General features: G+C 33.0%; 24 protein-coding genes. 12 read left to right on the forward strand and 12 right to left on the reverse strand.

The features are described 5' to 3' along the window. Positions 1 to 448 precede the first annotated feature (448 nt). Entirely contained in the window at positions 449 to 1,807 is a 1,359-nt protein-coding gene (brnQ, locus tag LQ679_RS06580) for a branched-chain amino acid transport system II carrier protein (protein ID WP_037589161.1), read from the forward strand. Positions 1,808 to 1,864: 57 nt separating this feature from the next. Here the strand turns inward: brnQ and LQ679_RS06585 are convergent, their stop codons facing one another. From LQ679_RS06585 to pgaC, 4 genes are read right to left on the reverse strand one after another with little or no spacing between them, the layout of a single operon-like run. After that, complete coding sequence (locus LQ679_RS06585) at positions 1,865 to 2,905, reverse strand: acyltransferase family protein (protein WP_239762292.1); 1,041 nt, start codon at positions 2,903 to 2,905, stop codon at positions 1,865 to 1,867. Further along, a complete protein-coding gene (gene icaB, locus LQ679_RS06590; RefSeq protein WP_239762293.1) occupies positions 2,898 to 3,764 on the reverse strand; it encodes an intercellular adhesin biosynthesis polysaccharide N-deacetylase in 867 nt (288 codons plus the stop codon). The genes LQ679_RS06585 and icaB overlap by 8 nt, the downstream gene beginning before the upstream one ends. Further along, the gene (icaD, locus tag LQ679_RS06595) at positions 3,751 to 4,068 is read right to left on the reverse strand and encodes an intracellular adhesion protein IcaD (protein ID WP_078099638.1); all 318 of its coding nucleotides are present in this window, start codon (positions 4,066 to 4,068) and stop codon (positions 3,751 to 3,753) included. The genes icaB and icaD overlap by 14 nt, the downstream gene beginning before the upstream one ends. Beyond that, entirely contained in the window at positions 4,032 to 5,264 is a 1,233-nt protein-coding gene (gene pgaC, locus LQ679_RS06600) for a poly-beta-1,6-N-acetyl-D-glucosamine synthase (RefSeq protein WP_239762294.1), read from the reverse strand. Before pgaC ends, icaD begins: the two co-directional genes overlap by 37 nt. 161 nt (positions 5,265 to 5,425) lie before the next feature. On the opposite strand from pgaC, the gene LQ679_RS06605 reads away from it, so the two are divergent. Beyond that, on the forward strand, positions 5,426 to 5,998 hold the full coding sequence (locus LQ679_RS06605) for a TetR/AcrR family transcriptional regulator (protein WP_037589157.1): 573 nt from the start codon (positions 5,426 to 5,428) through the stop codon (positions 5,996 to 5,998). Between the two features lie 263 nt (positions 5,999 to 6,261). Then, positions 6,262 to 6,429, forward strand: a complete 168-nt coding sequence (locus LQ679_RS06610) for a hypothetical protein (protein WP_185805772.1) — start codon at positions 6,262 to 6,264, stop codon at positions 6,427 to 6,429. 151 nt (positions 6,430 to 6,580) lie between these two features. Here the strand turns inward: LQ679_RS06610 and LQ679_RS06615 are convergent, their stop codons facing one another. Further along, positions 6,581 to 7,072, reverse strand: a complete 492-nt coding sequence (locus LQ679_RS06615; protein WP_204255480.1) for a TspO/MBR family protein — start codon at positions 7,070 to 7,072, stop codon at positions 6,581 to 6,583. Positions 7,073 to 7,165: 93 nt separating this feature from the next. Here LQ679_RS06615 and LQ679_RS06620 point away from each other — a divergent pair, with 93 nt between their 5' ends. Together LQ679_RS06620 and LQ679_RS06625 are read left to right on the forward strand one after the other, a co-directional pair. Continuing rightward, positions 7,166 to 7,786, forward strand: coding sequence for an NAD(P)-dependent oxidoreductase (locus LQ679_RS06620; RefSeq protein WP_239762295.1), 621 nt, complete (start codon positions 7,166 to 7,168; stop codon positions 7,784 to 7,786). Between the two features lie 549 nt (positions 7,787 to 8,335). Beyond that, entirely contained in the window at positions 8,336 to 10,219 is a 1,884-nt protein-coding gene (locus LQ679_RS06625) for a trypsin-like serine protease (protein WP_239762296.1), read from the forward strand. A gap of 42 nt (positions 10,220 to 10,261) precedes the next feature. On the opposite strand, the gene LQ679_RS06630 is transcribed toward LQ679_RS06625, so the two are convergent. Next, positions 10,262 to 11,650 carry a DHA2 family efflux MFS transporter permease subunit gene (locus tag LQ679_RS06630; RefSeq protein ID WP_239762297.1) on the reverse strand — a complete coding sequence of 463 codons (1,389 nt, stop codon included), beginning with the start codon at positions 11,648 to 11,650 and terminating at the stop codon, positions 10,262 to 10,264. A gap of 270 nt (positions 11,651 to 11,920) precedes the next feature. Further along, positions 11,921 to 12,379 (reverse strand): MarR family transcriptional regulator, encoded by a 459-nt coding sequence (locus tag LQ679_RS06635; RefSeq protein ID WP_206166597.1) that lies wholly within the window; start codon positions 12,377 to 12,379, stop codon positions 11,921 to 11,923. Between the two features lie 274 nt (positions 12,380 to 12,653). Between LQ679_RS06635 and LQ679_RS06640 the strand changes: the two genes are divergently transcribed. The 7 genes from LQ679_RS06640 (at position 12,654) to LQ679_RS06670 (ending at position 21,180) form a co-directional block, all read left to right on the forward strand. Next, entirely contained in the window at positions 12,654 to 14,216 is a 1,563-nt protein-coding gene (locus LQ679_RS06640; protein WP_239762298.1) for an IucA/IucC family protein, read from the forward strand. A gap of 1 nt (position 14,217) precedes the next feature. Next, the gene (locus LQ679_RS06645; RefSeq protein WP_204188256.1) at positions 14,218 to 15,903 is read left to right on the forward strand and encodes an IucA/IucC family protein; all 1,686 of its coding nucleotides are present in this window, start codon (positions 14,218 to 14,220) and stop codon (positions 15,901 to 15,903) included. Next, positions 15,884 to 17,053 (forward strand): MFS transporter, encoded by a 1,170-nt coding sequence (locus tag LQ679_RS06650; protein WP_239762299.1) that lies wholly within the window; start codon positions 15,884 to 15,886, stop codon positions 17,051 to 17,053. The genes LQ679_RS06645 and LQ679_RS06650 overlap by 20 nt, the downstream gene beginning before the upstream one ends. Further along, positions 17,040 to 18,164: an alanine racemase gene (locus LQ679_RS06655; protein WP_239705585.1), complete on the forward strand. Its 1,125-nt coding sequence runs from the start codon at positions 17,040 to 17,042 to the stop codon at positions 18,162 to 18,164. Before LQ679_RS06650 ends, LQ679_RS06655 begins: the two co-directional genes overlap by 14 nt. 118 nt (positions 18,165 to 18,282) lie before the next feature. After that, complete coding sequence (locus LQ679_RS06660) at positions 18,283 to 19,212, forward strand: ABC transporter substrate-binding protein (RefSeq protein WP_239762300.1); 930 nt, start codon at positions 18,283 to 18,285, stop codon at positions 19,210 to 19,212. Further along, positions 19,202 to 20,200, forward strand: a complete 999-nt coding sequence (locus LQ679_RS06665) for a FecCD family ABC transporter permease (RefSeq protein WP_204188257.1) — start codon at positions 19,202 to 19,204, stop codon at positions 20,198 to 20,200. The genes LQ679_RS06660 and LQ679_RS06665 overlap by 11 nt, the downstream gene beginning before the upstream one ends. Beyond that, on the forward strand, positions 20,197 to 21,180 hold the full coding sequence (locus LQ679_RS06670; RefSeq protein WP_037589144.1) for a FecCD family ABC transporter permease: 984 nt from the start codon (positions 20,197 to 20,199) through the stop codon (positions 21,178 to 21,180). The genes LQ679_RS06665 and LQ679_RS06670 overlap by 4 nt, the downstream gene beginning before the upstream one ends. Before the next feature lie 440 nt (positions 21,181 to 21,620). Here the strand turns inward: LQ679_RS06670 and LQ679_RS06675 are convergent, their stop codons facing one another. The 5 genes from LQ679_RS06675 to LQ679_RS06695 all read right to left on the reverse strand — a co-directional run bounded on the left by LQ679_RS06675 (position 21,621) and on the right by LQ679_RS06695 (position 25,862). Continuing rightward, on the reverse strand, positions 21,621 to 22,157 hold the full coding sequence (locus LQ679_RS06675; RefSeq protein ID WP_239762301.1) for a putative immunity protein: 537 nt from the start codon (positions 22,155 to 22,157) through the stop codon (positions 21,621 to 21,623). An 88-nt stretch (positions 22,158 to 22,245) separates the two neighbouring features. After that, a complete protein-coding gene (locus tag LQ679_RS06680; RefSeq protein ID WP_204188476.1) occupies positions 22,246 to 22,845 on the reverse strand; it encodes a hypothetical protein in 600 nt (199 codons plus the stop codon). A gap of 116 nt (positions 22,846 to 22,961) precedes the next feature. Further along, the gene (locus LQ679_RS06685) at positions 22,962 to 23,222 is read right to left on the reverse strand and encodes an AbrB/MazE/SpoVT family DNA-binding domain-containing protein (protein ID WP_239762302.1); all 261 of its coding nucleotides are present in this window, start codon (positions 23,220 to 23,222) and stop codon (positions 22,962 to 22,964) included. A gap of 87 nt (positions 23,223 to 23,309) precedes the next feature. Continuing rightward, positions 23,310 to 24,491 carry an NAD(P)-dependent malic enzyme gene (locus LQ679_RS06690; protein WP_239762303.1) on the reverse strand — a complete coding sequence of 394 codons (1,182 nt, stop codon included), beginning with the start codon at positions 24,489 to 24,491 and terminating at the stop codon, positions 23,310 to 23,312. A 27-nt stretch (positions 24,492 to 24,518) separates the two neighbouring features. Further along, positions 24,519 to 25,862 (reverse strand): 2-hydroxycarboxylate transporter family protein, encoded by a 1,344-nt coding sequence (locus LQ679_RS06695; RefSeq protein WP_239762304.1) that lies wholly within the window; start codon positions 25,860 to 25,862, stop codon positions 24,519 to 24,521. Between the last annotated feature and the right edge of the window lie 89 nt (positions 25,863 to 25,951).

Here is a 25,951-nt window from a genome sequence, read left to right on the forward strand (position 1 = left end):
GCATTCTTGATCGTTAGATAGCTCATTTAGTGTAAAATCACTATATTTCACCTATGATTCAGTCCGCTAACGATCTTGTTTTTGAGTCTTGATCGTTAGATAGCTCATTTAGTGCAAATTCACACTATTCTACCTGCATTTCGGCGCGCTAACGATCTTGTTTCACTTTCTTGAACGTTAGAATTTCTAACGATCTTGTTTTCGAGTCTTGATCGTTAGACATCTCATTTAGTGTAAAATCACTATATTTCACCTATGATTCAGTCCGCTAACGATCTTGTTTTTGAGTCTTGATCGTTAGCGCCACAATAAAATCATAAAAGAGCCTAGAACAACATTCATCGTTGTTCTAGGCTCTTTCTTTGTTTATCCCGAATACCCATTTGACATCTTCTTACAATACGCATTAAGATAGTGAAGTTGATTAAAAAAATAGGAGATATTTATCATCATGAAAAACAAACTGACTTTTAAAGAAAATATATATATTGGATCCTTACTTTTTGGCTTATTTTTTGGAGCGGGTAATTTAATCTTCCCTATTCATTTAGGTCAATTGGCGGGATCGAATGTTTTAACGGCCAATATTGGTTTCTTAATTACTGCGATTGGTTTACCGTTCTTAGGTATTATCGCAATTGGTATATCTAAGACGAATGGTATTTTTGAAGTAACGACACGTGTGAATCGCAAATACGCTTATATCTTCACAATATTACTTTATCTTGTAATTGGACCGTTCTATGCGTTACCTAGACTTGCGACGACATCGTTTGAAATTGCATTTACACCGTTTATTTCAGATTCATCTGTCACATTATATTTATCGATATTTAGTATTTTATTCTTCTTAGTTGCTTGGTTTTTCTCAAAAAAACCTTCAAAAATTCTAGAATATATCGGTAAATTTTTAAATCCTGTATTTTTAGTCCTTTTAGGCTTATTGATTTTATTAGCGTTTATTAATCCAATTGGACAAGTATCAAATGCTAATATTAATCCTGATTATGAAAATAGCGCGTTATTAAAAGGGTTCATTGATGGTTATAATACGTTAGATGCTTTAGCTGCACTTGCATTCGGTATTATCATCGTATCCACTATTAAAAAGTTAGGTATTACAAACCCAAATCATATTGCGAAAGAAACGTTTAAATCTGGTACGATTAGCATTATTTTAATGGGTATTATTTATAGTTTATTAGCATTTATGGGTACGATGAGTTTAGGTCATTTCAAAGCGAGTGAAAATGGTGGCATAGCTTTAGCTCAAATCGCACGATATTATTTAGGTGATTACGGCATCATATTACTATCTCTAATCATTATCGTAGCTTGTTTAAAGACTGCTATAGGCTTAATCACAGCCTTTTCAGAAACATTCACTGAGCTATTTCCAAAGCAAAATTATTTAATGTTTGCAACAGTTGTAAGTATTATTTCATGTATATTTGCTAATGTTGGTTTAACAAAAATTATTGAATACTCTACTCCAGTATTAATGTTTTTATATCCATTAGCGATTACAATTATTTTGCTAACATTATTCAGTTCATTCTTTAATCATTCAAAAATTGTTTATCAATTTACGACATACTTTACAATGATTGCTTCATTTGTTGATGGCATTAAAGCAAGTCCTGAATTCATCGCAAATACAAGTTTTGCACATGCAGTCATCACTTTTGGCGAAAAATTCTTACCGTTCTTCACGATTGGAATGGGTTGGGTATTACCAGCCGTTGTCGGATTTATCATCGGCTTCATCGTATATCAATTTAAGAAATCATCATACAAAACAGCATAATACAGATAAAAGCAAGTTACCTCGTTTATGAGATAACTTGCTTTTTTATTTAAATATTTATTTATTATAAGGTTGTCTGCCCATTACAAATTTAAAAATTTGAAATTCTCTTAATAAAATTCCAATCCCGAGGCAACATCCCACAATAAACAGTAAAGATATTGGAATAAAGATGAATGTTTGTTCTTCAAATATACTTGTATATTGGAACATATATTCCAATATAATAGGATGTAGTAAATAAACAAAAAATGAATATCTACTAATCAATTCAACAGAACTAAACATAAATTCATCAAACTGTGTGCTAAAGTTAATTAAAATTAAAAATGCAAAAGTAATATATAATAAAATACGATAGTCCATACTACTAACCATCCAATAATCATGTTCTCCTACAAATACAAAAGCTATGTATGCAGCGATAGCTAAAAATACAATTAAAGCGATGTATTTCGATACGAAAGCTTTAATAGCTTGATAATTATGACCTACGTAAGAACCTAAAAAGTAATAAAATAACCAACCAATTATAAATGTTTCAGGACTAAATGGATAATAGTGACTTATAAATTCTCTGACAGGTTCAACATTTTGATAGCTATATAAATAGACTGTATTGATCATAAACGAAATGATAAGGCTCCATTTTGAAAAAAGTATTTTTGCGTTTATTCGATAGATAAACCAATTTAACAAGAAGAACTGAATAATGATTACAATAAAGTATCCATACCAATTACCTTGAATAACATTTTCTGTGTATTGCGTTAAGAATGAATCATTTAATTTAAGTGATTCAGAATAACTATAGAAAGCACCCATAATTAAGTAAGGTAATAATATATATTTTAATCTTGTTCTTAAATAGCCTGTTTTTAATTTTTCATTATAATTTAGCGTCGTTAATAGTTGAGACAATATAATAAATGAAGGTGTCCCGATAATTAAGATCATTCTGATCCAATATAAGACTTGTAACTGTAAATTATCAGGTTCATTTGTATTTGTAAACTCGGTAAAAACATGTGTTAGTACAATTAATAAACATAAAAATGTTCTTAAATATATAAATTCAATATATCTTCCTTTACTCATGATTAAATCCTTCCCATTTCTTAACAAGCTTGTTAAAAGCGTCATCACTTACCATAACTCTTGGAATGTAAAAATTATCACTATCTGGAACAACTGCTTTTTCTTCCAATGTAAATCCATACTTGATTGATGTATCGTGATCAAGTTGTTTAATTAATTTATCGTTTGCTTGACCGTACGGATATGCGATCGCTTGTTCATTTCCATCTAGTTCATCTTTAATATAGTTCGTACTATTATCGATATCCTGTTTAATGTTCCCCTTTTCAGCATATGCTACAAATTTTGATTTTTCTTTTTTCATAGTATGCATATCATGTGTATGCGAAGCAAAATCCCATAGACCACTATTCTTCATTTCGAGTAATTCTTTTTTAGGAGACATACGAATATTATGAAAATCAGGGTCACCTACATGATCTGTTATTACAAACCCAGTTCCTTGGACATCGTATTTTTTCATAATTGGAAAGGCATTTTCATAAATACTTTGATCCATATCATCAAAATTTAACCACACGCAATTTTTAGGGAACTTACCTTTTTCTTTGTAATGAATGAATTCATCTAAAGATAAAAATTGAGCATTCTTTTCTTTTAACCATTTAATATGAGATTCGAATTGCGTGTCAGTGACACTATAAATTTTCAATTCTTTACTATTTGAGAATGCTGATAATAATTTATCTATCCATGTGTCTTCTCGTACGCGGTGATAGTTTAATGCGAGACATCCATTTTTCTCGCCACCAAGTGTTTTTTGTTTCTTAGCAAGTACTGATTGATCACTAGAAATGAACATGAATAATATCAAAGCTATCATCATCGACCACTTAAGACTCATCTTAATAATTCTCATGTGGTACAGCTCTCTTTCTTCTAACGTTGAATAGAAACGTAATCATCAAATATACTGCAATGATGATTGACCCAATCACAAAATAATTAAAAATCGAGACAATGTCACCTTTCTCAAGATTCAATATTACTCTTACAATTTGTATAAAATGATTGTCTATCGGTAATAACGAACCTACCATTACAAATAATACTGTTATGCAATATAGCCATAATATTGATGATGCTATAAATACGATTGACTCTCTAAAAATATTTAAATTTGATTCTACTCTTTTATGTTCCCTCTGTCTGGACTTGTCCATGTAGCAAACGCTCCTTTTTTTCTTTTAAGTGCTTTTGGAAATGCAACTACGACGACAATCGCATTGATTAACCAATAAAAAGTTGGATACCAACTTAAAAATATAAGAAATAAATTATTTTTTCTTTCATATCTACTATCAATTAATAAAGAAATAGTAAATTGAATAATGTTAATAAACGTCAGTAAGAATGCTGATATTAAGAAGATATTTAATTGATAATTATAGAAGTAGTAATCCAAGAAGTTTAATCGAAGTAGTGTGTAACATAAGATAACAACTATGCCATAGACCCATATTACAGAAAGAATTTGTTCAATAAATAACAACCATAATGAAACGTTTCTTACTTTAAACATGTTCTTAAAATCTCTTAAAATCACTTCATGTCCACCTTGGGACCATCTTACCCTTTGTTTCCATAACCCCTTAAATGTTTCAGGCACAAGCATCCAACATAAAGCTCTCGGTTCATATTTTATTTTGTATCCTGATAAATGAAACTTCCATGACACTGCAATATCTTCAGTAATCATGTCCGTATCCCAATATTGATTCTTCTCTAGTGCTTTTTTATTAAATAACGTAAACACACCAGATATCGTATTAACAAATCCGTTAATCGTTTGTGCTCTCTTTATACTGCCTATCATACTTGCATATTCGATTGTTTGAATTTTCCCTAGTAAAGTAGATTTATTTCTAATACGTGGGTTCCCTGTTACTGCTCCGATTGTTGGATCATCAACCAAACTTTCCACCATATAATACGGTGCATCATCGTCGATAATCGTATCTGCATCCACACACATCAAATATGGGTATTGAGCATATTGAGCTGCAATATTTAACGCATTTGCTTTACCCCTATTTTCCTCTAAATTAATAAACTTAATTTTGTACGCTTGTTTAAGTCTTAATAATTCTGCCTTTGTATTATCCGAGCTCCCATCATTAACAGCAATAATCTCTTTGATCGGAAATGAGAGGTCATTTAAATTCTTAATCGTTTCTGCAATGGTACTCGCTTCGTTGTAACAAGCGATAATAAATGAAATCCCTTCTTGTGGTTGATAATTAATATGCTTAGCTTTCAACTTTCTTTCAATAAAAACATAGTAAATCAAAGTCCCGATTATCCAAAAAATCGACATAGCAATTGGATAAACGATAAAAAATAACAATAAAAGTTCCATAATCCCTCTCCCTAACGAACGGTAGTTTGTAAAAATAGTATATCATTTTCAGAGAAAAAGGCAATGCGTAATTTATTGTGTGAAATGTAAACGTTTTTACGAGTGATTTTTAGTGTATTTTCCTGTATAGTTATTCATAGGAAGTAAAGGAGGCAAATGAAGTGAATAATACATCTGAGAAACTCATTCAAATAAGTATGAGAACCTTTTCTGAAATGGGCTATTATGGAACATCACTAAATAATATTGCCAATGAATTAGGTATTAAAAAAGCAAGTTTATATAACTATTTCAAAAGTAAAGATGAATTGTATGAACAATGTATTGAAAGATGTATGAATAAAGGTATGAAATTAATCAAAAGTATTGATACACAACCTCATAATGCTCATGAAGAACTTATAAAGTTTTTTCAAGAATATATATATGATTCAGAGTACTTAGTGAAATTCTACATTCAATTATCATTTGCACCATCCAACTTTACAGAGATGATTTTAGAGCATAATAAAGAACTTGCAGTCGTATTTAACAGTAAATTAGTAGATATCCATAAAAATAGTGAATTCAATATAAATCGTGAAGATTTCATTCTATTTATTAATATGTTTGTATACGGATGGCTTTATAGAAAATCATTTGTACAAAATAACGTTACACCTGAGAATATCATTAAAGAATTTGATCAACATATTAAAATATTAATGAATCAGTCCAATGCTGATAATTCATAAAAACTTATAATAACGCGCCATATCAATTAAGATATGGTGTGTTTTTTTTATAGATTAATCATTTATAAAAAGTTCCGCAAAATCAAAAAACACATTAACTTTAATTGATTTTCAAAACCATTCTTTTTGTGTATAATTTGTTTCAGAAAGTAAACAAATTAATTATTATTTTGTATTTCCAATAATTAAATTACTTTTTTTGTTATTATTTTATATTTTCTGGGTATTACATATATAGCTATACTAGAGAAAGAGGTAGAACCATGGTTAACAACAACGGGAAAGGCTATTATGAAGATATTAGTGATGATTTGTTATATGTTTCACAGTCTATTAGCCAAAAAATCTCATCTGAAGAGTTTAATTTATCAGATGAGAAAGAAATTATTAAAGGCATCCTAGAAAAGTTGGAAGCTCAATCTTCAGAATAATTCGCTATATACCGTCATAACGACTGCTCAGACAATCAAGGCAATCGTTATGATTTTATTTTTTATACAGACATATTTTAAGCGGGTACTCTATTGAGTAATCCCGCTTAAAATATATGCTTAATTGTATTTTTCCTACTAGGTGTATTCCCTATTTCTCCGTATATCTCGGGTTATCTTTATTAAGTGCCCAATTACCTGTTGTTAAATATGAGGCATAAGCAGACCAACAAACATATGGAATTAATAATAATCCTGCTGTCTTATTCACTTTATAAAATTGAACAGTTGTTAATATGACTGCGCTCAATAATACATAACTTTCAATCAGCGCTGTGCCTCTTAATTTATATTTGAAATACAGTATTGACCATAAGTAATTTAAACCTAATTGACTATAATAAGCTGTCTGTGTTGATTTAGCTGCGCGTTCTTTCGTTATAATCGAATGTGCGATACCCATGCTTAAATATAATATCGGCCATACAATTGGGAATATATAACCCGGTGGTGAAAATGGTGGTTTTTTATTTTTAGAGTAATCTTTACGTGCATTTTGAACAGCATATTTACCGATTAGTCTACCACCAACTAACGGTGCTGAAATGATACCAGCGTATTTCACTATTTTACTTAATTTCATACAGAACCACCTTTTCAAAAGTTTGATGTCTAGTATATATACCCGAAATTGTCTATCATTAAAATAAGAACTTTTTTAAAAGGAGCAATACAAATGAAAATATTAATTTTAGGTGCTACAGGCAGAGTTGGACAAGAAGTATTAACACATGCGCTATCGGACGGTCATGACGTAACCGTACTCGTTCGTGATAAAAATAAATTAAGCGTCGATCATCAATCTGTGAGACTAATCGAAGGAAATGTATTAAATCCAAATGATATTCAAAAAGCAGCTGAAGGTAATGACATTATTGTAAGTGCATTAAGTACAGATGGCTCCACTACATTATCAGAAGCTATGCCATTCATTATCGATACAATGTCACAACAAGGCATAAAGCGTATCATCACAATAGGTACTGCTGGTATATTACAAAGTCGAACTGATGAGAATTTACTGCGCTATCAATCTAATGAATCTAAAAGACGAACAACACGTGCAGCAGAAGAACATCATAAAGTTTATACACTGCTTAAAGATTCAGAGTTAGATTGGACAATCGTATGCCCAACCTATTTACCAGATGGCGAAAGAATCGGACAATACAGAGTCGAACGAAACTACTTACCAGAGAACGCTGTAAAAATATCTGTCCCAGACACAGCAGACTTCGTTTACAATCAAATATCGTCTGACGAATATATCCAATCACGCGTTGGAATAGGATATTGAATTAGAGTGTAAAAATGCCCCCGAATGTTGCTAGATATCCTCGTCTTGCAATATTCACGGCTTCTATGTTGCTAGTCAGTCGTGTCTTGCAATATTCGGGCCTCCTATGTTGCTAGTCATACGCGTCTTGCAATATTCACGGCTCCTATGTTGCTAGTCATGTCCGTCTTGCAATATTCGCGGCTTCTATGTTGCTAGTTATGTCCGTCTTGCAATATTCACGGCTTCTATGTTGCTAGTCATGTCCGTCTTGCAATATTCCCCGCTTCTATGTTGCTAGTCAGTCGGGTCTTGCAATATTCGCAGCTCCTATGTTGCTAGTCATACGCGTCTTGCAATATTCGGGCCTTCTATGTTGCTAGTCATCCTCGTCTTGCAATATTCGTGGGTTCTATGTTGCTAGTCATACCTTTCTTTCACACCTCTCCTACCTTCATTCACAAATTTGTAAAATTTTTCTAAAATAATTGAGAATAATAATCATTTCGTATTGCGTTAGCATGGAAATTTTTGTATATTATGGGTATCATCCAAGAAAGGAAGTTTTACATGAATAAAAACTTTATCAACTTTAGAACGGGATTAGTAAAATTACCTGTTATTATAGCAGGTGTGTTTTTCTTATCTCATCCAACTGTCACTCATGCCAGCGAGAACAATGCATCAACTGAGTCAAACGCAGCTGTAGCTCATGAAGAAACACATACTTCAAATGAATCAAATAATATAGAGAATAAAGACAATTCAACAAATACAAATGAAGCGACAAATTCAGTTGAAGCAAACAAAGAAACAGATAGTAATGCTGCTAACGAAGCTAATAGTGAGCCAACAGCATCACCTTCTGAGCATAATGTAACTGAAAATACTACAAGTAATACAACATCAAGTACTAAAGAAGGTACAACTCAACCTGCACCTACTTCAACAGAAAATAATGCAACAGCACAACCTACTCCGACAGCACTTACTGCCGAAGAAGAAAAAGAAGATGCATATTTCACAGATCCTAATTTCCGATATGATACTTCAAAAGACCCTCACTTTGATGAGGATGGTGCTTTAATTGATACTCGTAGAAAATTAGAAAACTATGAGGTCCGTAACAGAACTGCTTATATTTATGTGGAAAATGGTAATTATAAAGGTCAAATCGAAAACTTAAAACATGCTAATGGTACTGGATTAGTTATTGGAGAAAATTATATCCTAACAGCAGGTCATGTTATTTATAGTAATAATTACCCAAGAGGATATTTAACTGGTGGGTATGTTTCACCAGGTAGACATGGTGAATTTGAAAAGTTTGGTCGCTACAAAATTAAAGCAATGCATGTTATGCCACAATACATTGAATCTCCATTGCAACGTTATGATATCGGAATTATTGAAGTAGAACCACATAATGATATGCCAGAATCTATAAGTGAAATAAACCCTTATAACATTAAACCATTTAATAAAGAAATGCTTGGTAAAAAGATAGAATCACAAGGTTATCCAGTTGATTTAAATGAAGAATCAATAGACCAATATTGGGTTGATGGTACTATCATTCAAAAACAACCTAAAGGAACAGTTGAATTATCGATGTACGGATATTCTGGACAATCTGGAAGTCCTATTATTCTTGAAGGTACTGACGATGTTATTGGTGTATTTAGTTATGATACAACAGGCAATGAATATGGAACTTTAATGACTCCTATAACACATGAAATTTATAACTGGATACAGTCTATTATTAATAAAGACGGTAAAGTAGAAGATCCAACTCAACCTGCTGAGCAACCTAAAGTAGACGAGCCTACTAAACCGGCAGAACAACCTAAAGCGGATGAACCTACTAAGCCAGCTGAACAACCTAAAGTAGACGAGCCTACTAAACCGGCGGAACAACCTAAAGTAGACGAGCCTACTAAACCGGCGGAACAACCTAAAGCGGATGAACCTACTAAGCCAGCTGAGCAACCTAAAGTGGACGAGCCTACTAAACCGGCGGAACAACCTAAAGTAGACGACACTACTAAACCGGCTGAGCAACCTAAAGTAGACGACACTACTAAACCGGCGGAACAACCTAAAGTAGACGAGCCTACTAAATCGGCTGATCAATCTAATGCGGATGACACAGCTAAGCCAGCTGTTCAACCTAAAGTAGATGAACCTACTAAACCGGCTGAGCAACCTAAAGTAGATGACACTAAACAAGCAGTAAAAGCTACTCAAATAAATAATACTGAAAAGAAAGTAACTGCTACTCAAGTATCTACATCTCATGCTCAGAACAAAACTCAATCAAATGCTAAGCATGATAAGAAACAATTACCAAATACAGGTGAAAAAGAAGCGATAACTACAACATTATTCGGTACATTATTCGCAGTATTAGGTAGTTTATTATTCTTCAGAAAACGTAAAACTGATAAATAATAAGGTATCCCCTAAGAGATGTTTCATATGAAACATCTCTTTTTATGCTTTCACACTTTTAGAAGGAATCATCGCCCAACATATAAGCAATAATATAAATACAATTGCTGGGACTAGAAACCCAATGTGAAATGCCATTATATGATTGTGTATAGATATTGTTGCGACGACTGTAGCGATCAATGCGGAACCGAAGCTAGATCCAATATTTTCTACAATATTAATCGTAATACCTGCTTGTGGTAATTGTTCGTCTTTTAAATCTGCATAAGTATTTGTTGTAAATGGTAGAAGTATCCCACCAACACTTATTCCTCGTAATAAAAGCAGCATACTTAATATGATGATTGATGTGTTGCCGTCTACAAATACAAATGGTATTGAAGCAACAATCGTTAATATTAAACTTACCAATATCACTTTTTTAGCACCATAATGATCTGTTAATTTACCAATCAAAGGTCTCGCTAATAACATACCAATTCCTTGAGGCATTAATGCAATAGCCGCTTCAATCGTATTAAATCCTTTAAAATTCTGAAAGAACAGCGGGAAAATAATCATCGGTCCCATAATCGCTAAATTGGCTAGAAATAAGCCGCTACTTGAAGCTGCATAGTTACGATTTTTAAATAAATTAGTTGGTAATACGGTTTGATAATCCTGAACTCGATTGTATATCAAATAAATCATGATAAGTATAATACTCGCCGATAGCACGAGCACAGTTTCAATATTTGTAAACGAAGCTGTTTCAGTAGCATGTGTAATGCCGTAAATTAACGTAATACTGATTAAAGATAAATTAATTATGCCAAACCAATCTAGTCTCTTACCTTTATTAAAAGGTTCATATGACGGTAATCGTTTAATCATAACTGGTGTGATAATGATCATGACAATGATGTTCAAATAAAATATCCATTGCCATGAGACATAATGAATAATAAACCCACCAACTACTGGACCTAATATAGGACCAAGTATCATAGGAATACTTACAATAGCCATAACTCTACCAATTTTATCTTGACCTGTTGTCTTAACAAGCAGTGTAGCCATAAGCGTTGAAATGATTCCTGCACTAAATCCTTGAACGAGTCTAAATAGAATAAACCAAAAGATATTTGGACTTAATCCTGTTAATACTGAAACAATACCAAATGTAACAACAGCACTTATATATACACGTTTACCATCAAAGTGGTCCATTAACCAACCAGAAAACGGCACAGCAACTGCCATAGCAAGAATATATCCCGTAACACCCCATTGAATAAAATTAAGGGATGTATCAAAGTATTTCGTTAAATCATTAATCGCAATATTGATCATTGTTGAATCGAGCATGGGCATAATAGCACCTAAAGCAATGGCCCATGCCGCTATCATTATGCTTTTAGGAATGCGTTCTAATTGTTGAGAATACATAAATTAACTCCTTTATATTTTGTTTCCACAGAAACATTATAAGAGCTTTTTGTTTCCTAGTCAACAAAAATAATATAAGCAGAAATTTTGTTAGTGACAGAATTCCGAATTGTGTCCGTTAGAACCCTCGTTAGAGACAGAATTACGAATTGTGTCCCTTAGAATCCCCGTTAGAGACAGAATCCCGAATAATGTTCCTTAGAAATGCCACTATCCCTTAAATCCAAAAAAGCTGAGACATGGATGTCTCAGCTTTTATCTACATTCTATTCAAGCTTTTTCTTTCTCAATGACTTGATCTAAGTAGTCACTATATTTATCAAAAAATCGATTCAATGTTTCAAATTCTTCTTCTGTTATATCATCAAAGAATGGTTTGTCTCTTTCTAAAAATTGATCATGCAATGCTAAATGACTGTTATATATTCGGTTTCCTTCTGCTGTTAACTCAAAGTATATTTCTTTTTTATTGTCATCTTTTTGATATACCGTAATCGCATTTTTCTTAATGAGTTTTTTCGTTAATTTACTTATTGCGCCTCGTGTCATAAATAAGTCATCTGATATTTTTTTAACATTTGGATTTTCTATATTATGGATAGCTTCTATACAATGAACTTCTGAGGACGTATATCCAGATAAAGCTTTTTCCATTTTAGGTTTATTTAGCCAGACAATTCTATTTTGTACATGACCCATTTTTTGCATTAAAGACTTTACTTTATTCATCGCTAAATCCCCTTATATTCAATCTCATATATGATAATTCACTTTACACATACTTTTCTTCATAGTAACAGAAATGATAAAAAATCAATAGTTCATTCAATTGTCTTTATCATATTCTAATCTTTTTAGACTAACTAAAGTATTAAAATAATAATTTTATATAATTTATCGTGATTTTTTATTATTATGTTCTATCATTGACAAACCGTTCAAACCTCCTATAATTGAGAATGATTCTCACTATATAAATTATTTGAAAAGGAAGTTGATCTTTTTGGAAATCGTATATAACGAACAGATACAAGAAATACGTCAATATTTTCAAGATTTTTCTGAAGAAGAAATAACTACTTTATACGAGAAAGCATACCGTGAAATCACACGACGTATTGATCAATTATCAAATTTTGAAGATATTGATCAAGATGTCATTTATGATGATGAACGCTTAGTACACGAAATTCAAGACTCTATTCGTAATCTCACTTTGAGCTATATTCAATTCGAACGTGATCATCAACAATATGGTCACCGTTATCAAAATATTTTTGAGTTTGTTGAACAAGAAAATTTATCAGATGTCTTTTTCGAACAAAGTGTTACTGAAGGACATCCTTTTCACCCTATGACTAAGACAAAACTAGGATTCTCTATTGATGATGTTATTAAGTTTTCACCAGAATTTAGACAAACGGTGAATGTCATTCCTCTATTGTGCAATAAAGATTTTATAGATGAAATCAATATCTATCAATCACCTGCATTAGAGACTTTTAAAAAGAAAATTAATACATATTGTAAAGAACATGGCATTAAATTTGAAAACTATGCATTACTGTTTATTCATGAATGGCAATTGAAACATTTTCTGTTACCACAGTTTGAAACATGTTTCGAACAACAGTTCATGATTCCGTTATTCGATTTAGCAGTTGAAAGTAATCCATTATTATCTTTTAGAACTTTAGAAGCACAAGAATTAAATTGCATCGTTAAGACTGCTGTCAATGCACAAGCGACAAGTGCAGTAAGAAATGTGTCACCCGCTTCTATACGTAACGGTATTATTCTCAGTGATGTTGTGGAAGGCATTTATCGTTCAAATGGTTATGATAATAGCTATATTCAAAAAGATTTAGCAGGCAGTTATTTAAATATCAATCAGGCTCACGCTAATAAATGTAGCTTTATGTTAAGAAGTCGTATACCCGAACAGAAAGGTGCTCACCAATTAGTATGTGGCAGTCTGATTACTGATAGCTTTGTTACGAAAAAACCTATACTCATTGAATGTATTGAAACAATTATGCAAACACAAGACATGTCATTTGATTCTGCAACTCAATTATTCTTAACAGAGTATACACATAATTTATTAGAAGCTACTTATAGATTATTGCTTGAAGAAGGTATTAGTTTAGAAGCACATATGCAAAATAGCACTGTCATTATTAAAGACGGCATGCCTATCTCTATTTATATAAGAGACTTTGGTGGCGTGAGATTATACGAAAGAAATATAGATATCGATGCTTCAACAGGTTTGATTACTGACTCATTTGAAGATTTGTTATCTGTATTCTCTCATGCAGTCTTATACAATCATCTGTTCCAGCTTATACAAGTGTTGGCTACTTATGGCTATGACAGCACAAAAGGTTATCAAATCATTCGAAATATGATAGCCGATCATCACGTTCATAGTGCACCTGACATCAATATTTTAAAACAACCAACCTTTAACATTAAATCATTGTTAAAAATGAGAATTTTCGCTGAAGGTTACGATTACCAATATACAAATATCAATAACCCGTTATATATGGAGGCCAAATAAAATGAGTTGGACTAAAGAGGTATATCAACATACAGATAAATATGAACATCACTATATCGAGCAATGTATTCAAGACAGCATTCATACAACATTTAAGAAATTATTAACATGCTTATATGAAGAAGTAACACCTCCTATACATCATGTAGAATCTATTAAAACAATCACTACTTTATATATTACCGATTCTATATTTATCACATATGATAAAGCGAACCATCGCGTACAAATTACAGATGATACAACAACTCGCTTTGTTCAAGATCCACTTGAATTAATAGATTGGCTTAATCATTTTAGCGATGAACATCACGATTACCACAAATTGCGTGTTGAAATTGAAAATCATCTCATCAACCAAGCCATTAGCTTTATTCACTGTTCTTATACATCTAAAAGTGACCACCCATTATTACATAGTGAGCAATATGTGATTACAGGACATAACATTCATCCATGCGCAAAGACAAAGTTAGGATTGTCTTTCAAAGAAGTGATGCAATATTCACCTGAATATAATCAAGCATTTAAATTAAACTGGTTATTCGTGAAAAAAGGCTTTCTATATAACAATTTAGAAGCTTCTGAGATAAAAACATTGGCTAACTTTAGTGGTTATTTAGGAGAAATTCCTGAAGATTATGATTTGATACCCGTTCATCCGTTTCAATTCGAACATGTCATACCACAAGTTTATGCGGAAGAGATTCAATCTCAAAACATTATACCGCTTCAACATACTGGTGGACTCGTAAAGAGTACATCATCATTTAGAACCGTTTGTCCTTTAGATACGATAACACCGATTATCAAATTGCCCGTCAATTCACAAATGACGTCAACAATACGTTCTATTAGTAACAACAGTATTATTAACTCTAAAAATATCGGTGAATATTTCAAATATATTTATAAGACTGACGACCGTCTTAATGAAATCAGCTTACCTGTTTTAGAATATGGCGGAATGACTTACATTCATGACGAAGTAGATAAACAGCGTAACCTGTCATTCATATTGCGAGAAAATAATACACAATATATACCTGCTCATGCATCACTTTATACAGCGACATGTTTGTTTGAGTTAAATGAACATCACCAAAAAATTTACGTCGATATGATTGAAACAGCTCGTGCAACAGCAACGCCAATTGCTTGGTTTGACCAATATGTTTCATTACTCGTTGAAACCGTGTTAACACTTATGACGAAATACGGTGTCGGCTTAGAAGCACATCTACAAAATATGTCATTTGAATTTATGAACGGTATGCCTACACGACTACACGTACGTGACTTTGGCGGATTACGAATTGATGCTTCTCGCGTTCCTGAATGGCTAGAACTTAGCAACGCTTTAACAAATGCAACGACTGAAGGTATGTATGAAAAAGTACAAAACACATTAATGAGTAATCACCTCAACACACTTGTGCATCATTTCAGTGAAGATTATACATATGATCCAAACATGTTATGGCTACGTATTAACCGTACATTTAAAGCCGTATTTGAAGATTTATTATCACAAGACATAGAACATACAGAGGCAGATATTAAAGCCTTTTACAAAGAGACTATAAACGAGAAAGCGTTATTAACGATGCGCGTATCTAATAAAGATCAAGATATTTATATCCAAAAAGCCAACCCACTTCTCATTAATGATGAAGTTAAAGTTTAATCCTTATCATCGTTTTGTCAGTTCTCAGTTTATAGCTCGAACAATCGATTGGGTAGATATTATCGCATTAAATTGGATAACGTTACAAATGACCGGCAGTGCTGTTTATATTGCATATATTAATTTTGCACGGTTAATGCCGCAGTTAGCTTTTGCTTTTGTAATCGGTAAAATCATCGATACAGTCAGCTCTACCAAACTCATGTACATCATCCATTGTGCAAATATGTTATGCACAGTATGTGTCGTCTATGCTTTTTGGCAAAAATGGAATATCTACCTCATCCTTTCAATTATTATGGTGCGTTCATTTTTCCAAGCAATCGATACAATTCAAAGAAATGCACTTATACAAAGTTTTGTAACACCAGACAAGCTACATAAAGCAATCAGTTTAAATGCTTTAATTTTAAATATAGCTAGATTAACTGGACCATTTATAGGTGGGATATTATTAGCTCAACTGAATTCTAATATCGTATTATCCCTACCTATTATAGGGAGTTTGATGGTTATGTTATTCAATCAAACTTTGCCAGAGGTCCATCATGAGAAGAAGACACGTCATAAAATATGGTCTTACTTAAGACAACAACCTGTTATTGTCATGCTCATGTTGTCTAGTGTCTTATCGATGCTTTTTGGATTTTCGTATACGATTATTTTGCCAAGCATTGTAGATGAACAATTTGGCAGCCGTACGATGATTTATTCACTCTTTACTGCCATGATTGCAGCTGGTTCTATTATGATTTTAGTCATGTTTATGCGCACTAAAAATATGAACACGATGAAAAGTTTGAAACGATGGGCAATGATATTTACGTTAACCATCATATTATTAATGTTTATTCATGATACATATTTATATGCAGCTATCTTATTAATAATGGGATTGGCATCACAAGCGTTTAGAACGACCAATCGAATACTTGTTCAACAGCTTGTTGAAGCTAAATATAGAGGGTCTGTATTATCCATTTCAATGATGGACAAAGGTTTCATTCCACTTGGTGGTATATTACTAAGCTTTATCTTTGAACAGTTCAATTTACAAATTGTATATATAACAATGGTTGTTGGACTGCTCATCATGGTCATCTGTGTCATGTTTATGATAAATAAGGAGAATCAATATGGAAAGAATTAAAGAAGTGTTAACAGACAGTAATCACGATTATTATATATATGATTTAACCGAACTAAAACAGCGCATCAATTGGATTAGATCTGTCACGAAACACGATATTTTCTATGCAGTGAAAGCCAACTCTAATATAAAAATTTTAGAAACACTCGCACCTTTTGTTTCTGGATTTGAAGTTGCTTCTACTGGAGAAATTGAAAAGGTTCGATCTATTTCAAAAGAAATTCCAATCATTTACGGCGGACCTGTAAAGACGAAACAACATTTAGAATATGCTTTAGATGAACAAGTGAAATCTATTCAAGTAGAGAGCCTCTTTGAGTTAGATGCATTGCAAGCATTGCTTCAAGACAAACAACAAACAATCGAAGTGATGATTCGCATTAATTTAAGTAACATTCAATCAACAGCTAAATTAAAAATGGCTGGTGTCGCGACACAATTTGGTATGCCCTACAACGATCTAGATGAAGCCATTCAAATCTGTCACGACACAGAAGAAATTACTTTAACAGGTTTCCACTTTCATGCTATGAGCAATAATTTAGATGAGGATGCGCATGTCACATTCATAGAAAGTGCCCTTAAATTTACGCAACAATATCAATCACATTTACCGGAAGACTATGCGATTAATGTTGGTGGCGGTATAGGGATCGACTACGATGATCAAACATGTTTTGATTTTGATTATTTTGCAACACGTATCCATCACCTACCACGCTTAACTTTTGAACTTGGTCGTTTTATTACAGGTCCAATAGGTTATTATGCCGCTCATGTTTACGATATTAAATCTATGCATGATCAAACATTCGTCTTATTAAACGGTGGCACAAATCATTTTAGATTTCCAAAAGCGTGGCAACATCATCAACCTTTTGAAGTCATTCATTCGCATTCAACATCTAACAGAATAAAGTCCATTAATAATGATACGGTCGTATTAGCCGGAAAACTATGTACACCTAATGATGTATTTGGTCTCCCCTATGATATTGAAAGCATACAAACGGGTGACTGGGTCGTCTTTAAATATGCTGGAAGTTACGGATATGACATTAGCCATTTACAATTTTTATCTCATGAACTGCCAGTTATTGAGTATATTTAAATATATTTTATTTAAACTGAAAGTATATTCCAAAAATATATTGACAAAAAAAGGTAATATTTTATAATTGAAAATGAAAATCATTATCATAATTCAACTTGAGAAAGAGGTTAAAGAAATGAGAAAGCTTTTATCAGTTATAGTAGTACTTGTTGTAATGCTCGCAGCTTGTGGTAATAAACAAGAGGCATCTTCAGACAAAGATACGCATGAAGTGAAACATGCGATGGGAACGACTAAAGTACCTAACAATCCTAAACGCGTTGTTGTATTAACTAATGAAGGTACAGAAGCACTCGTTTCAATGGGCGTTAAACCTGTTGGTGCTGCTAATTCATATGCTGGTGATCCGTGGTATAAGCATTTAGAGAAGAAATATAAAGACATTGAACCTGTTGGTGGAGAAAGTGAAATCAACTTAGAAAAAATTGCGAAACTTAAACCAGATTTAATTATCGGTAATAAATTCAGACAAGAAGCACAATACAAGAAACTTTCTGAAATCGCACCTACTGTATTCTCTAAAGAACTACGTGGTGACTGGAAAAACAACTTTAAATTATACGCGAAAGCTGTAAATAAAGAAGATAAAGGAAATGAAGTCTTAAAGAATTACGATAATCATGTTAAAAAAGCAAAAGAAGAAATTGGAGATAAAGCAAACTCAGAAGTATCAATGGTTCGCTTTATGCCAGGTGATGTAAGAATTTATCATAAAGATACATTCTCAGGTGTTATCTTAGACGAACTTGGTATTAAACGTCCTAAAGGTCAAGATAAGAACGACTTTGCGGAAAGAGGTCTTACAAAAGAACGTATTGAAGCAATGGACGGAGATTACATCTTCTACTTTACTTTCCAAGAAGATGATAAGAAAGTTTCAGCATTAGAAAAAGAATGGGTAAATGATCCTGCCTTTAAAGAATTAAATGCTTCTAAAAAAGGTCATGTTTATAAAGTAGATGATGCTGTTTGGAACACTTCAGGTGGTGTATTATCTGCCAATATGATGATTGATGATTTAAAGGAAAAATTAAATGAAAAATAAATATCTTTGGTTATTTCTCCTATTTTCAGGTATGTTTATCGTACTATTCATATTAAGTATGATGCTTGGCTATAAACATTTTACCTTTTCAGATATATGGCAACATTATATCCATGGAGAAACAATTAAAGAGCAACGTGTACTGACACAACTAAGACTACCTCGCGCAATATTGGGCGGGGTTGTCGGTGTTTTAATGGGTATTAGTGGTGTAATGATCCAAACCATTACACGAAACCCTTTCGCAAGTCCTGGCATTATGGGAGTTAATAGTGGTGCTAGTTTAATGGTTGTAATTACGACTGTTGCGTTTGGGATGAACGGTGCATTTCAACAAACCATTATGGCTTTTATCGGTACCATCATCATTGCAACTTTAATTATATTAGCCACAACATTACCATTTAAGCCATTTAATGCGATGGAATTAACTTTATTTGGAGCAAGTATTAGTGCTTTTTGTATGGCTATCACTCAAGGTCTACTGATCTATAACGAATCAGCTATAGAAGAATTAATATATTGGTTAAATGGTTCGGTAGCGAATAAACATATTAATATTTTAATGTACATATGGCCATTTATTATCGTTGGTTTAATCATATCTATTTACATGGCCAAGCCGCTTAATCTTTATATGCTAAGTGATGACGCATTAAAAGGACTTGGAGCTAAAATATTATCCATTAAAGTATTCACGATGATTGCTGTTGTTCTATTAAGTGGATCTGCCGTGGCATTAGCTGGTCCCATCGCCTTTATAGGACTGATTACACCTCATGTTGCGAAATTGTTATGTAAATCTCATAATCATTTTATCGTCATACCTTTATCAGGTGTTCTAGGTGGTTGTCTTCTATTATTAAGCGACATTTTAAGCAGATATTTATTAATGCCGAGAGAATTGCCAGTCGGTATTACAACAGCTCTTATTGGTGCACCAATATTCATTTATTTAATTCTTAATCGTAAGGAGTTAACAGAATGAAGAAATTTATCATACTTATTATCATGCTCATGTTAACGACTTTACTCACACTCATGTTAGGTGACAGCTTTATCGCACCTCAAAATGTACTAAGTGGCTTATTTAAACTTGGTGATCCTTATACAAACTTAGTCATTAATACTTTAAGACTGCCGAGAGTCTTATTAGCAATTGTAACGGGTGCAGCACTTGGCATTGCAGGTTGTGTCTTACAATTTATTACGAAGAATCCATTAGCTTCTCCTGATGTGATTGGTATATCACAAGGTGCTAATGTTGGTTCATTAGTATTTCTTATTGTTTTAACAACAAGTACCGAAGCTTTATTATTACCAATTGCCTATCAGCCAATCTTTTCAATGCTTGGCGCGATTATTATTACGGCATTATTATATTATTTAGCAATGCGAAAAAGTTACAAACGAGATCGTCTCATACTCATTGGTATAAGCTTTAATATACTTTGCCAAGCAATTGTGATGTTCCTAATATTAACTTCAAGTAAACGAAGTGCTCAAGCTCAAATTTGGATTACAGGATCTGTTCATCAAGCAGAATATCAACAAGTCATGATTGTAGGAAGCATCTTGCTTATCGTTATGTTTGTTCTGACATATTATGCACGATCATTTGATATTCATTACTTAGGTAGAAATTTATCACTAGCTTTAGGTAATCCTTATCAACACATATCTGTCATTGCATTAATATCAATGAGTATCTTAATTGGAATATCCATGAGTTATGTAGGTGGCATACAATTTGTTGGATTAATCGCACCACACATCGCACTTAAACTCGGTGCACATCAATTTAGAAACCGAATATTTTATAGTGCTATAATCGGCGCCATCATACTATTATTAAGTGATTTAATCGGTAGAACACTCTTCTTACCAAAAGAAATCCCAGCAGGAATCTTTACCGCACTCATCGGTTCACCATTCTTTATGTATTTATTAATTAAGAGTAGAAAATGATATATTAATAACACAAAATGGACTAGAAAATTTTCTAGTCCTTTTTGTTATCTATCTTGATATGACGATTCGTTGTCTCTTGGCTTTACTTAGGTCTTAAGCCATGACTTTTGCGATCTCTTGGCTTTACTTAGGTCTTAAGCCATGACTTGGACGATCTCTTGGCTTTATTCATCACTTAAGCCATGACTTTCGCAATCTCTTGGCTTTATTCATCACTTAAGCCATGACTTCGACGATCTCTTGGCTTTACTCATCACTTAAGCCACAACTTTTGCGATCTCTTGGCTTTACTCATCACTTAAGCCATGACTTTGACGATCTCTTGGCTTTACTCATCACTTAAGCCACGACTTCGACGATCTCTTGGCTTTATTCAGGACTTAAGCCATGACTTGGGCGATCTCTTGGCTTTACTAAATCCTCAAATCAAACAATACTCATCTTGCCATGATATCTTTTGCTATATGGATTTGTTTATTTCTTTCTTCAGTCACTAACTTTAAATCATTGTTAGATATTACATTCATCACTTTAACAGCATAATCTGATGATACAATTGCATGTCCTCTCATATGTCCTGTTGCGATTGCTTGTGCGTATACACGTGCTGCAAATTTACTTTGTTCTGTTAGTGATCTTTGTGATAATTGATTCGCTAAAAATCCAGCTTGTCTGAGTTCATAAGCACTAATTTGCCCTTCTTTTCTAAGTTTTAATTTGTGTTCAGTTTCTGAAATAATTGTATATTTTTCTTCGTCATTGCCTATATCTATATCATCAATAAATCTCTTCGCATTTGTAATCGCCCACTCGACAAGTTCTTTCTGTGTCAGTTCTTCTAATAATATCTCCAAAGTTATTCGTTTTTCAATATCATCTTGAATTTTCACTTTATATTTAGAAGGTATTTCAACTTTATGCGCTTTCTTAAGCTCTCTTTCATGCTCATTCCATGCATATTCCTCTAGATCCATAACATGTCCTCCTTAGTATGACGATTGTTTAAATGCTTTCAATTAAATTTATAAAAACACCAGCTACATCATCATAGCTGGCATTATATTATCTTTGTATTTGATTGGCATTTTCAATGGCTGTTATTTTACCATTCTTTGTCGTTATTAATATTGAGAAGGAATTGTTTGGATTATCATCATATACTAACCCATCGCTATTTTCTATAGTTGGTGTTCCGTGAACGGATTTAAATGCTTCTACTGTTACATTTGTCGGTGCTACGTATATATGTTCTGCTTTATCTTTACTATTATATCTTACGGCTACGTTACCATATTTTTCAGCTTGAGATTGTCCAGCTTCTATACGTCCATCTGACTTCCCGAATTTCTTTTCAATGGCATCTCGCGATAATCCAATACCTACTCCATAAAATCCGCTTCTTACATCAGCATTCATAAAGCCTTGGCTAAATTGAGTCGTTTGGACATCGATGCTTGGTGGATCGCCTTCTGGTTCCTCAGAATCATCACTGGATTCTTTGTCATGACTTTCCTCACTACTCGGTTCTTTATCAGCTGTTTGTTGATTACTAGAAAATTCAATACGATTATCACCAGCAATAAATTGATACGCAATGAAACCAAATACACCAACGATTAAAAGTAGTAATACTAATATCATTCCCGAAAATATCTGTTTCAAATTCCTTCCTCCGAACTGTAATTTTCATAAAAAGTTTATAAATGTATTGTAATTCATATCGTTTGTGGTGAATATATTTTAAGTTTACTTTATTGTTATAAACTCATATTACTAACTTACCATTTTTCTTCTCCGACATCTTCGCCCCAATCAAACTCTTCTTCTTCATATCTTCCGCCATCTGCTACAAATTGTCTCAGACGTTCCTTATATGAATTAGGTTTTTCTACTATAATTTGATTAGGTTTTACTTTCACGATAAGTTCATCACCAATTTTCATGCCTGCTTTTTCAAGTATTTCTTTAGTGACACTGATAAATTGTCCATTGTCATTTTCATATACTTTAGCAGATTCATTGTTCATCGATTCACTCACGGATATCACTCCTTTATCATGCTATCAAAGATATAATAACACAAAAAGAACACCACATATAGACGGACTATACGTGGCGTTTATACCTTACACCAACACTTCTGTTTTATTTTCTACGCATTGTTGGACTGATGCTGCTACTTGATCGACGACTCTTTTTTCTAATGAATTTGGTATGACATAATTCGCATTGAGTTCGTCTTTATGAATGGTTGCTGCTATGGCTTTTGCTGCTGCTATTTTCATTTCTGTTGTAATATGTTGTGTCTTGGCATCTAATACACCTCTAAATATACCAGGGAATGCTAACAGATTATTAATTTGATTTGGATAATCTGAACGACCTGTTCCAACGATTGCTGCACCCGCTTCATACGCTTCTTCCGGATAAATTTCTGGTGTTGGATTCGCTAATGCAAAGATAATTGGATCGTTGTTCATTGATTGAACATGTTCTTTTGATAATGCTTTTGGACCTGATACGCCGATAAATACATCAGCATCTTTAATAACATCTTCTAAAGTTCCATGGATATTATCAAGATTTGTATATTCAGCAATTTCTCTTTGTGCATCATTCAACCATTCTTCTGATTTATTTAAGACGCCTTCTAGACTAACGAGCGTAATGTTTTGATAACCCGCTTCTAGCAATAATTTCGCAATCGCAATACCTGCTGAACCTGCGCCATTTATAATGATTTTCGCATCTTTTTCTGCTTTATCTACAACTTTAAGTGCATTGATAAGTGCTGCAAGTACGACGATTGCTGTTCCGTGTTGATCGTCATGAAATACAGGTATATCTAATTCTTCTATTAAACGCTTCTCTATTTCAAAGCAACGAGGTGCTGAAATATCTTCTAAATTGATACCTGAAAAATTAGGTTGTAACGCTTTAATGATTGAGATGATTTCTTCAGTATCTTTCGTGTCTAATGAAATTGGAAAAGCATCAACATTCGCAAGTTTTTTAAAGAGAATGCTCTTACCTTCCATAACAGGAATGGCCGCTTTTGGACCGATATCACCTAAACCTAGTACTGCTGTCCCATCTGTAATAACTGCAATCATGTTACCTCTTGCAGTCAATGTATTTACTTTTGTTTCATCTTCAGCAATTGCTCTACATACTGCAGAAACACCTGGTGTATAGACAACACTTAAGTCTTCTTCTGAAGTCACATCTACTTTGCTCGTGATTTCAATTTTACCTGCGCGTTCTTGATGTAAATTTATAGATTCACCGTATTCATTACTTTCAGTCATTTTTAATTACTCCTTATTTATATATATTTAGCTTAATAATTTTAATAATAGTGATGCTAAGATTACGGTAGATACACCACCGATTCTAGTAGCCACTTGTGCAAACGGCATTAATGCCATACGTTTAGATGCTGATAATATCGCAACATCTCCTGTACCACCTAACCCACTATGACAACCTGTTACGATTGCTGCATCAACAGGATACATCTTCATTAATTTTCCTACGAAATATCCAGATAACATCATGACGAAAACAACTGACGCACATACGATAACGTATGCTGGTGTTACAATCTTCACAACATCTTCTAACGGAATATAAAGCATACCGAGACCGACCATTAACGGCCAAGTTAAACTTGTTGAAATAAATTTGTATAAATTATGCGCACCGTCTTCCATTTTGTGTGGCATCACTTTAAGACACTTAATTAATGTTGCAAATAAAATCATAATAACCGGTCCTGGGACACCAATGAATTTCTGACCAAGCGTACCAACAATAAAGAATGTACAAGCAATAAGTAAACCTGCACCCATTAGTGAGAAATCAATGACTTTCTCTTTCTCTTCATGAACTTCATTACCATCTTCATTTTTTACTAACTTCCCATTTCCTGAAAGATGTTTTTTCTTTTCACCTAAACGCATCATAAGTCCCGCACTAACAACTGCAAAAATATTCCCAATAACAGCTGCTGGAATCATTTGTGATACGAATGATTCTGCTGATCCACCTAAAATAGATGAATATGCTATAGATAATGGAAGTATCCCTTCACCAATACCGCCACCGATAATTGGAACAACGATATAGAAGAAAGTATGTTGTAAATCATATCCAAACAACAATCCAACTAACATACCTGCTACGACAGCTAATACTGTACCCACTATTAAAGGCACAAACATGCGTGTGAAACCTTGAATTAACATTTTTCTATTCATGCCTAAAATACTGCCGACTACTAAACAAGAAATATAGAAATACAAGAAATTAGATGTCTTCATCAAAGTCGTAACGGCTTCCATTGAAGATGTATTAATCACATTTAGAAATACTAGAATAGAAGGTACGAGCAATGCTAATATAGCTGGTCCACCTATTTCTTTTAATATAGGAATTCTCTGCCCTAAATCGCCAAGCAATATTCCTAAAATCATAATGACAGCAAATCCACCAATCATATCTGCTGGTAACGTATTATATACAGATGCTGTTAATATAATTGCAGCTAAGACAATGTATAACGGTAATGGTAATACACCAATTTTAGCTTTCATTAATTTTTCCCATAAGCTTTTTATATTATTTTGGATAGGTAACTCACTCTCGGTAACCGCTTCCAAATTGGTCTTCGTATTCATTTTTATCCCCCTTAATTGATATAAATTCATTTTATGAAAACGCAACCAAAAATTATAGCTTATGAAATTTTAATTATCTTTTTGTAATT

The organism is Mammaliicoccus sp. I-M35, assembly GCF_022386455.1.
GTDB classification, from domain to species: domain Bacteria; phylum Bacillota; class Bacilli; order Staphylococcales; family Staphylococcaceae; genus Mammaliicoccus; species Mammaliicoccus sciuri_A.

Excerpts from the sequence above, each read along its gene's own strand:
- LQ679_RS06665 (WP_204188257.1), top strand. The coding sequence starts at position 19,202 with ATGAAAAATAAATATCTTTGGTTATTTCTCCTATTTTCAGGTATGTTT.
- icaB (WP_239762293.1), bottom strand. The coding sequence starts at position 3,764 with ATGAGAATTATTAAGATGAGTCTTAAGTGGTCGATGATGATAGCTTTG.
- LQ679_RS06625 (WP_239762296.1), top strand. The coding sequence starts at position 8,336 with ATGAATAAAAACTTTATCAACTTTAGAACGGGATTAGTAAAATTACCT.
- LQ679_RS06675 (WP_239762301.1), bottom strand. The coding sequence starts at position 22,157 with ATGGATCTAGAGGAATATGCATGGAATGAGCATGAAAGAGAGCTTAAG.
- LQ679_RS06650 (WP_239762299.1), top strand. The coding sequence starts at position 15,884 with ATGATGAAGTTAAAGTTTAATCCTTATCATCGTTTTGTCAGTTCTCAG.
- LQ679_RS06655 (WP_239705585.1), top strand. The coding sequence starts at position 17,040 with ATGGAAAGAATTAAAGAAGTGTTAACAGACAGTAATCACGATTATTAT.
- LQ679_RS06620 (WP_239762295.1), top strand. The coding sequence starts at position 7,166 with ATGAAAATATTAATTTTAGGTGCTACAGGCAGAGTTGGACAAGAAGTA.
- LQ679_RS06660 (WP_239762300.1), top strand. The coding sequence starts at position 18,283 with ATGAGAAAGCTTTTATCAGTTATAGTAGTACTTGTTGTAATGCTCGCA.
- LQ679_RS06695 (WP_239762304.1), bottom strand. The coding sequence starts at position 25,862 with ATGAATACGAAGACCAATTTGGAAGCGGTTACCGAGAGTGAGTTACCT.
- LQ679_RS06645 (WP_204188256.1), top strand. The coding sequence starts at position 14,218 with ATGAGTTGGACTAAAGAGGTATATCAACATACAGATAAATATGAACAT.
- pgaC (WP_239762294.1), bottom strand. The coding sequence starts at position 5,264 with ATGGAACTTTTATTGTTATTTTTTATCGTTTATCCAATTGCTATGTCG.
- LQ679_RS06610 (WP_185805772.1), top strand. The coding sequence starts at position 6,262 with ATGGTTAACAACAACGGGAAAGGCTATTATGAAGATATTAGTGATGAT.
- LQ679_RS06635 (WP_206166597.1), bottom strand. The coding sequence starts at position 12,379 with ATGAATAAAGTAAAGTCTTTAATGCAAAAAATGGGTCATGTACAAAAT.
- LQ679_RS06670 (WP_037589144.1), top strand. The coding sequence starts at position 20,197 with ATGAAGAAATTTATCATACTTATTATCATGCTCATGTTAACGACTTTA.
- LQ679_RS06690 (WP_239762303.1), bottom strand. The coding sequence starts at position 24,491 with ATGACTGAAAGTAATGAATACGGTGAATCTATAAATTTACATCAAGAA.
- LQ679_RS06585 (WP_239762292.1), bottom strand. The coding sequence starts at position 2,905 with ATGAGTAAAGGAAGATATATTGAATTTATATATTTAAGAACATTTTTA.
- icaD (WP_078099638.1), bottom strand. The coding sequence starts at position 4,068 with ATGGACAAGTCCAGACAGAGGGAACATAAAAGAGTAGAATCAAATTTA.
- LQ679_RS06615 (WP_204255480.1), bottom strand. The coding sequence starts at position 7,072 with ATGAAATTAAGTAAAATAGTGAAATACGCTGGTATCATTTCAGCACCG.
- LQ679_RS06630 (WP_239762297.1), bottom strand. The coding sequence starts at position 11,650 with ATGTATTCTCAACAATTAGAACGCATTCCTAAAAGCATAATGATAGCG.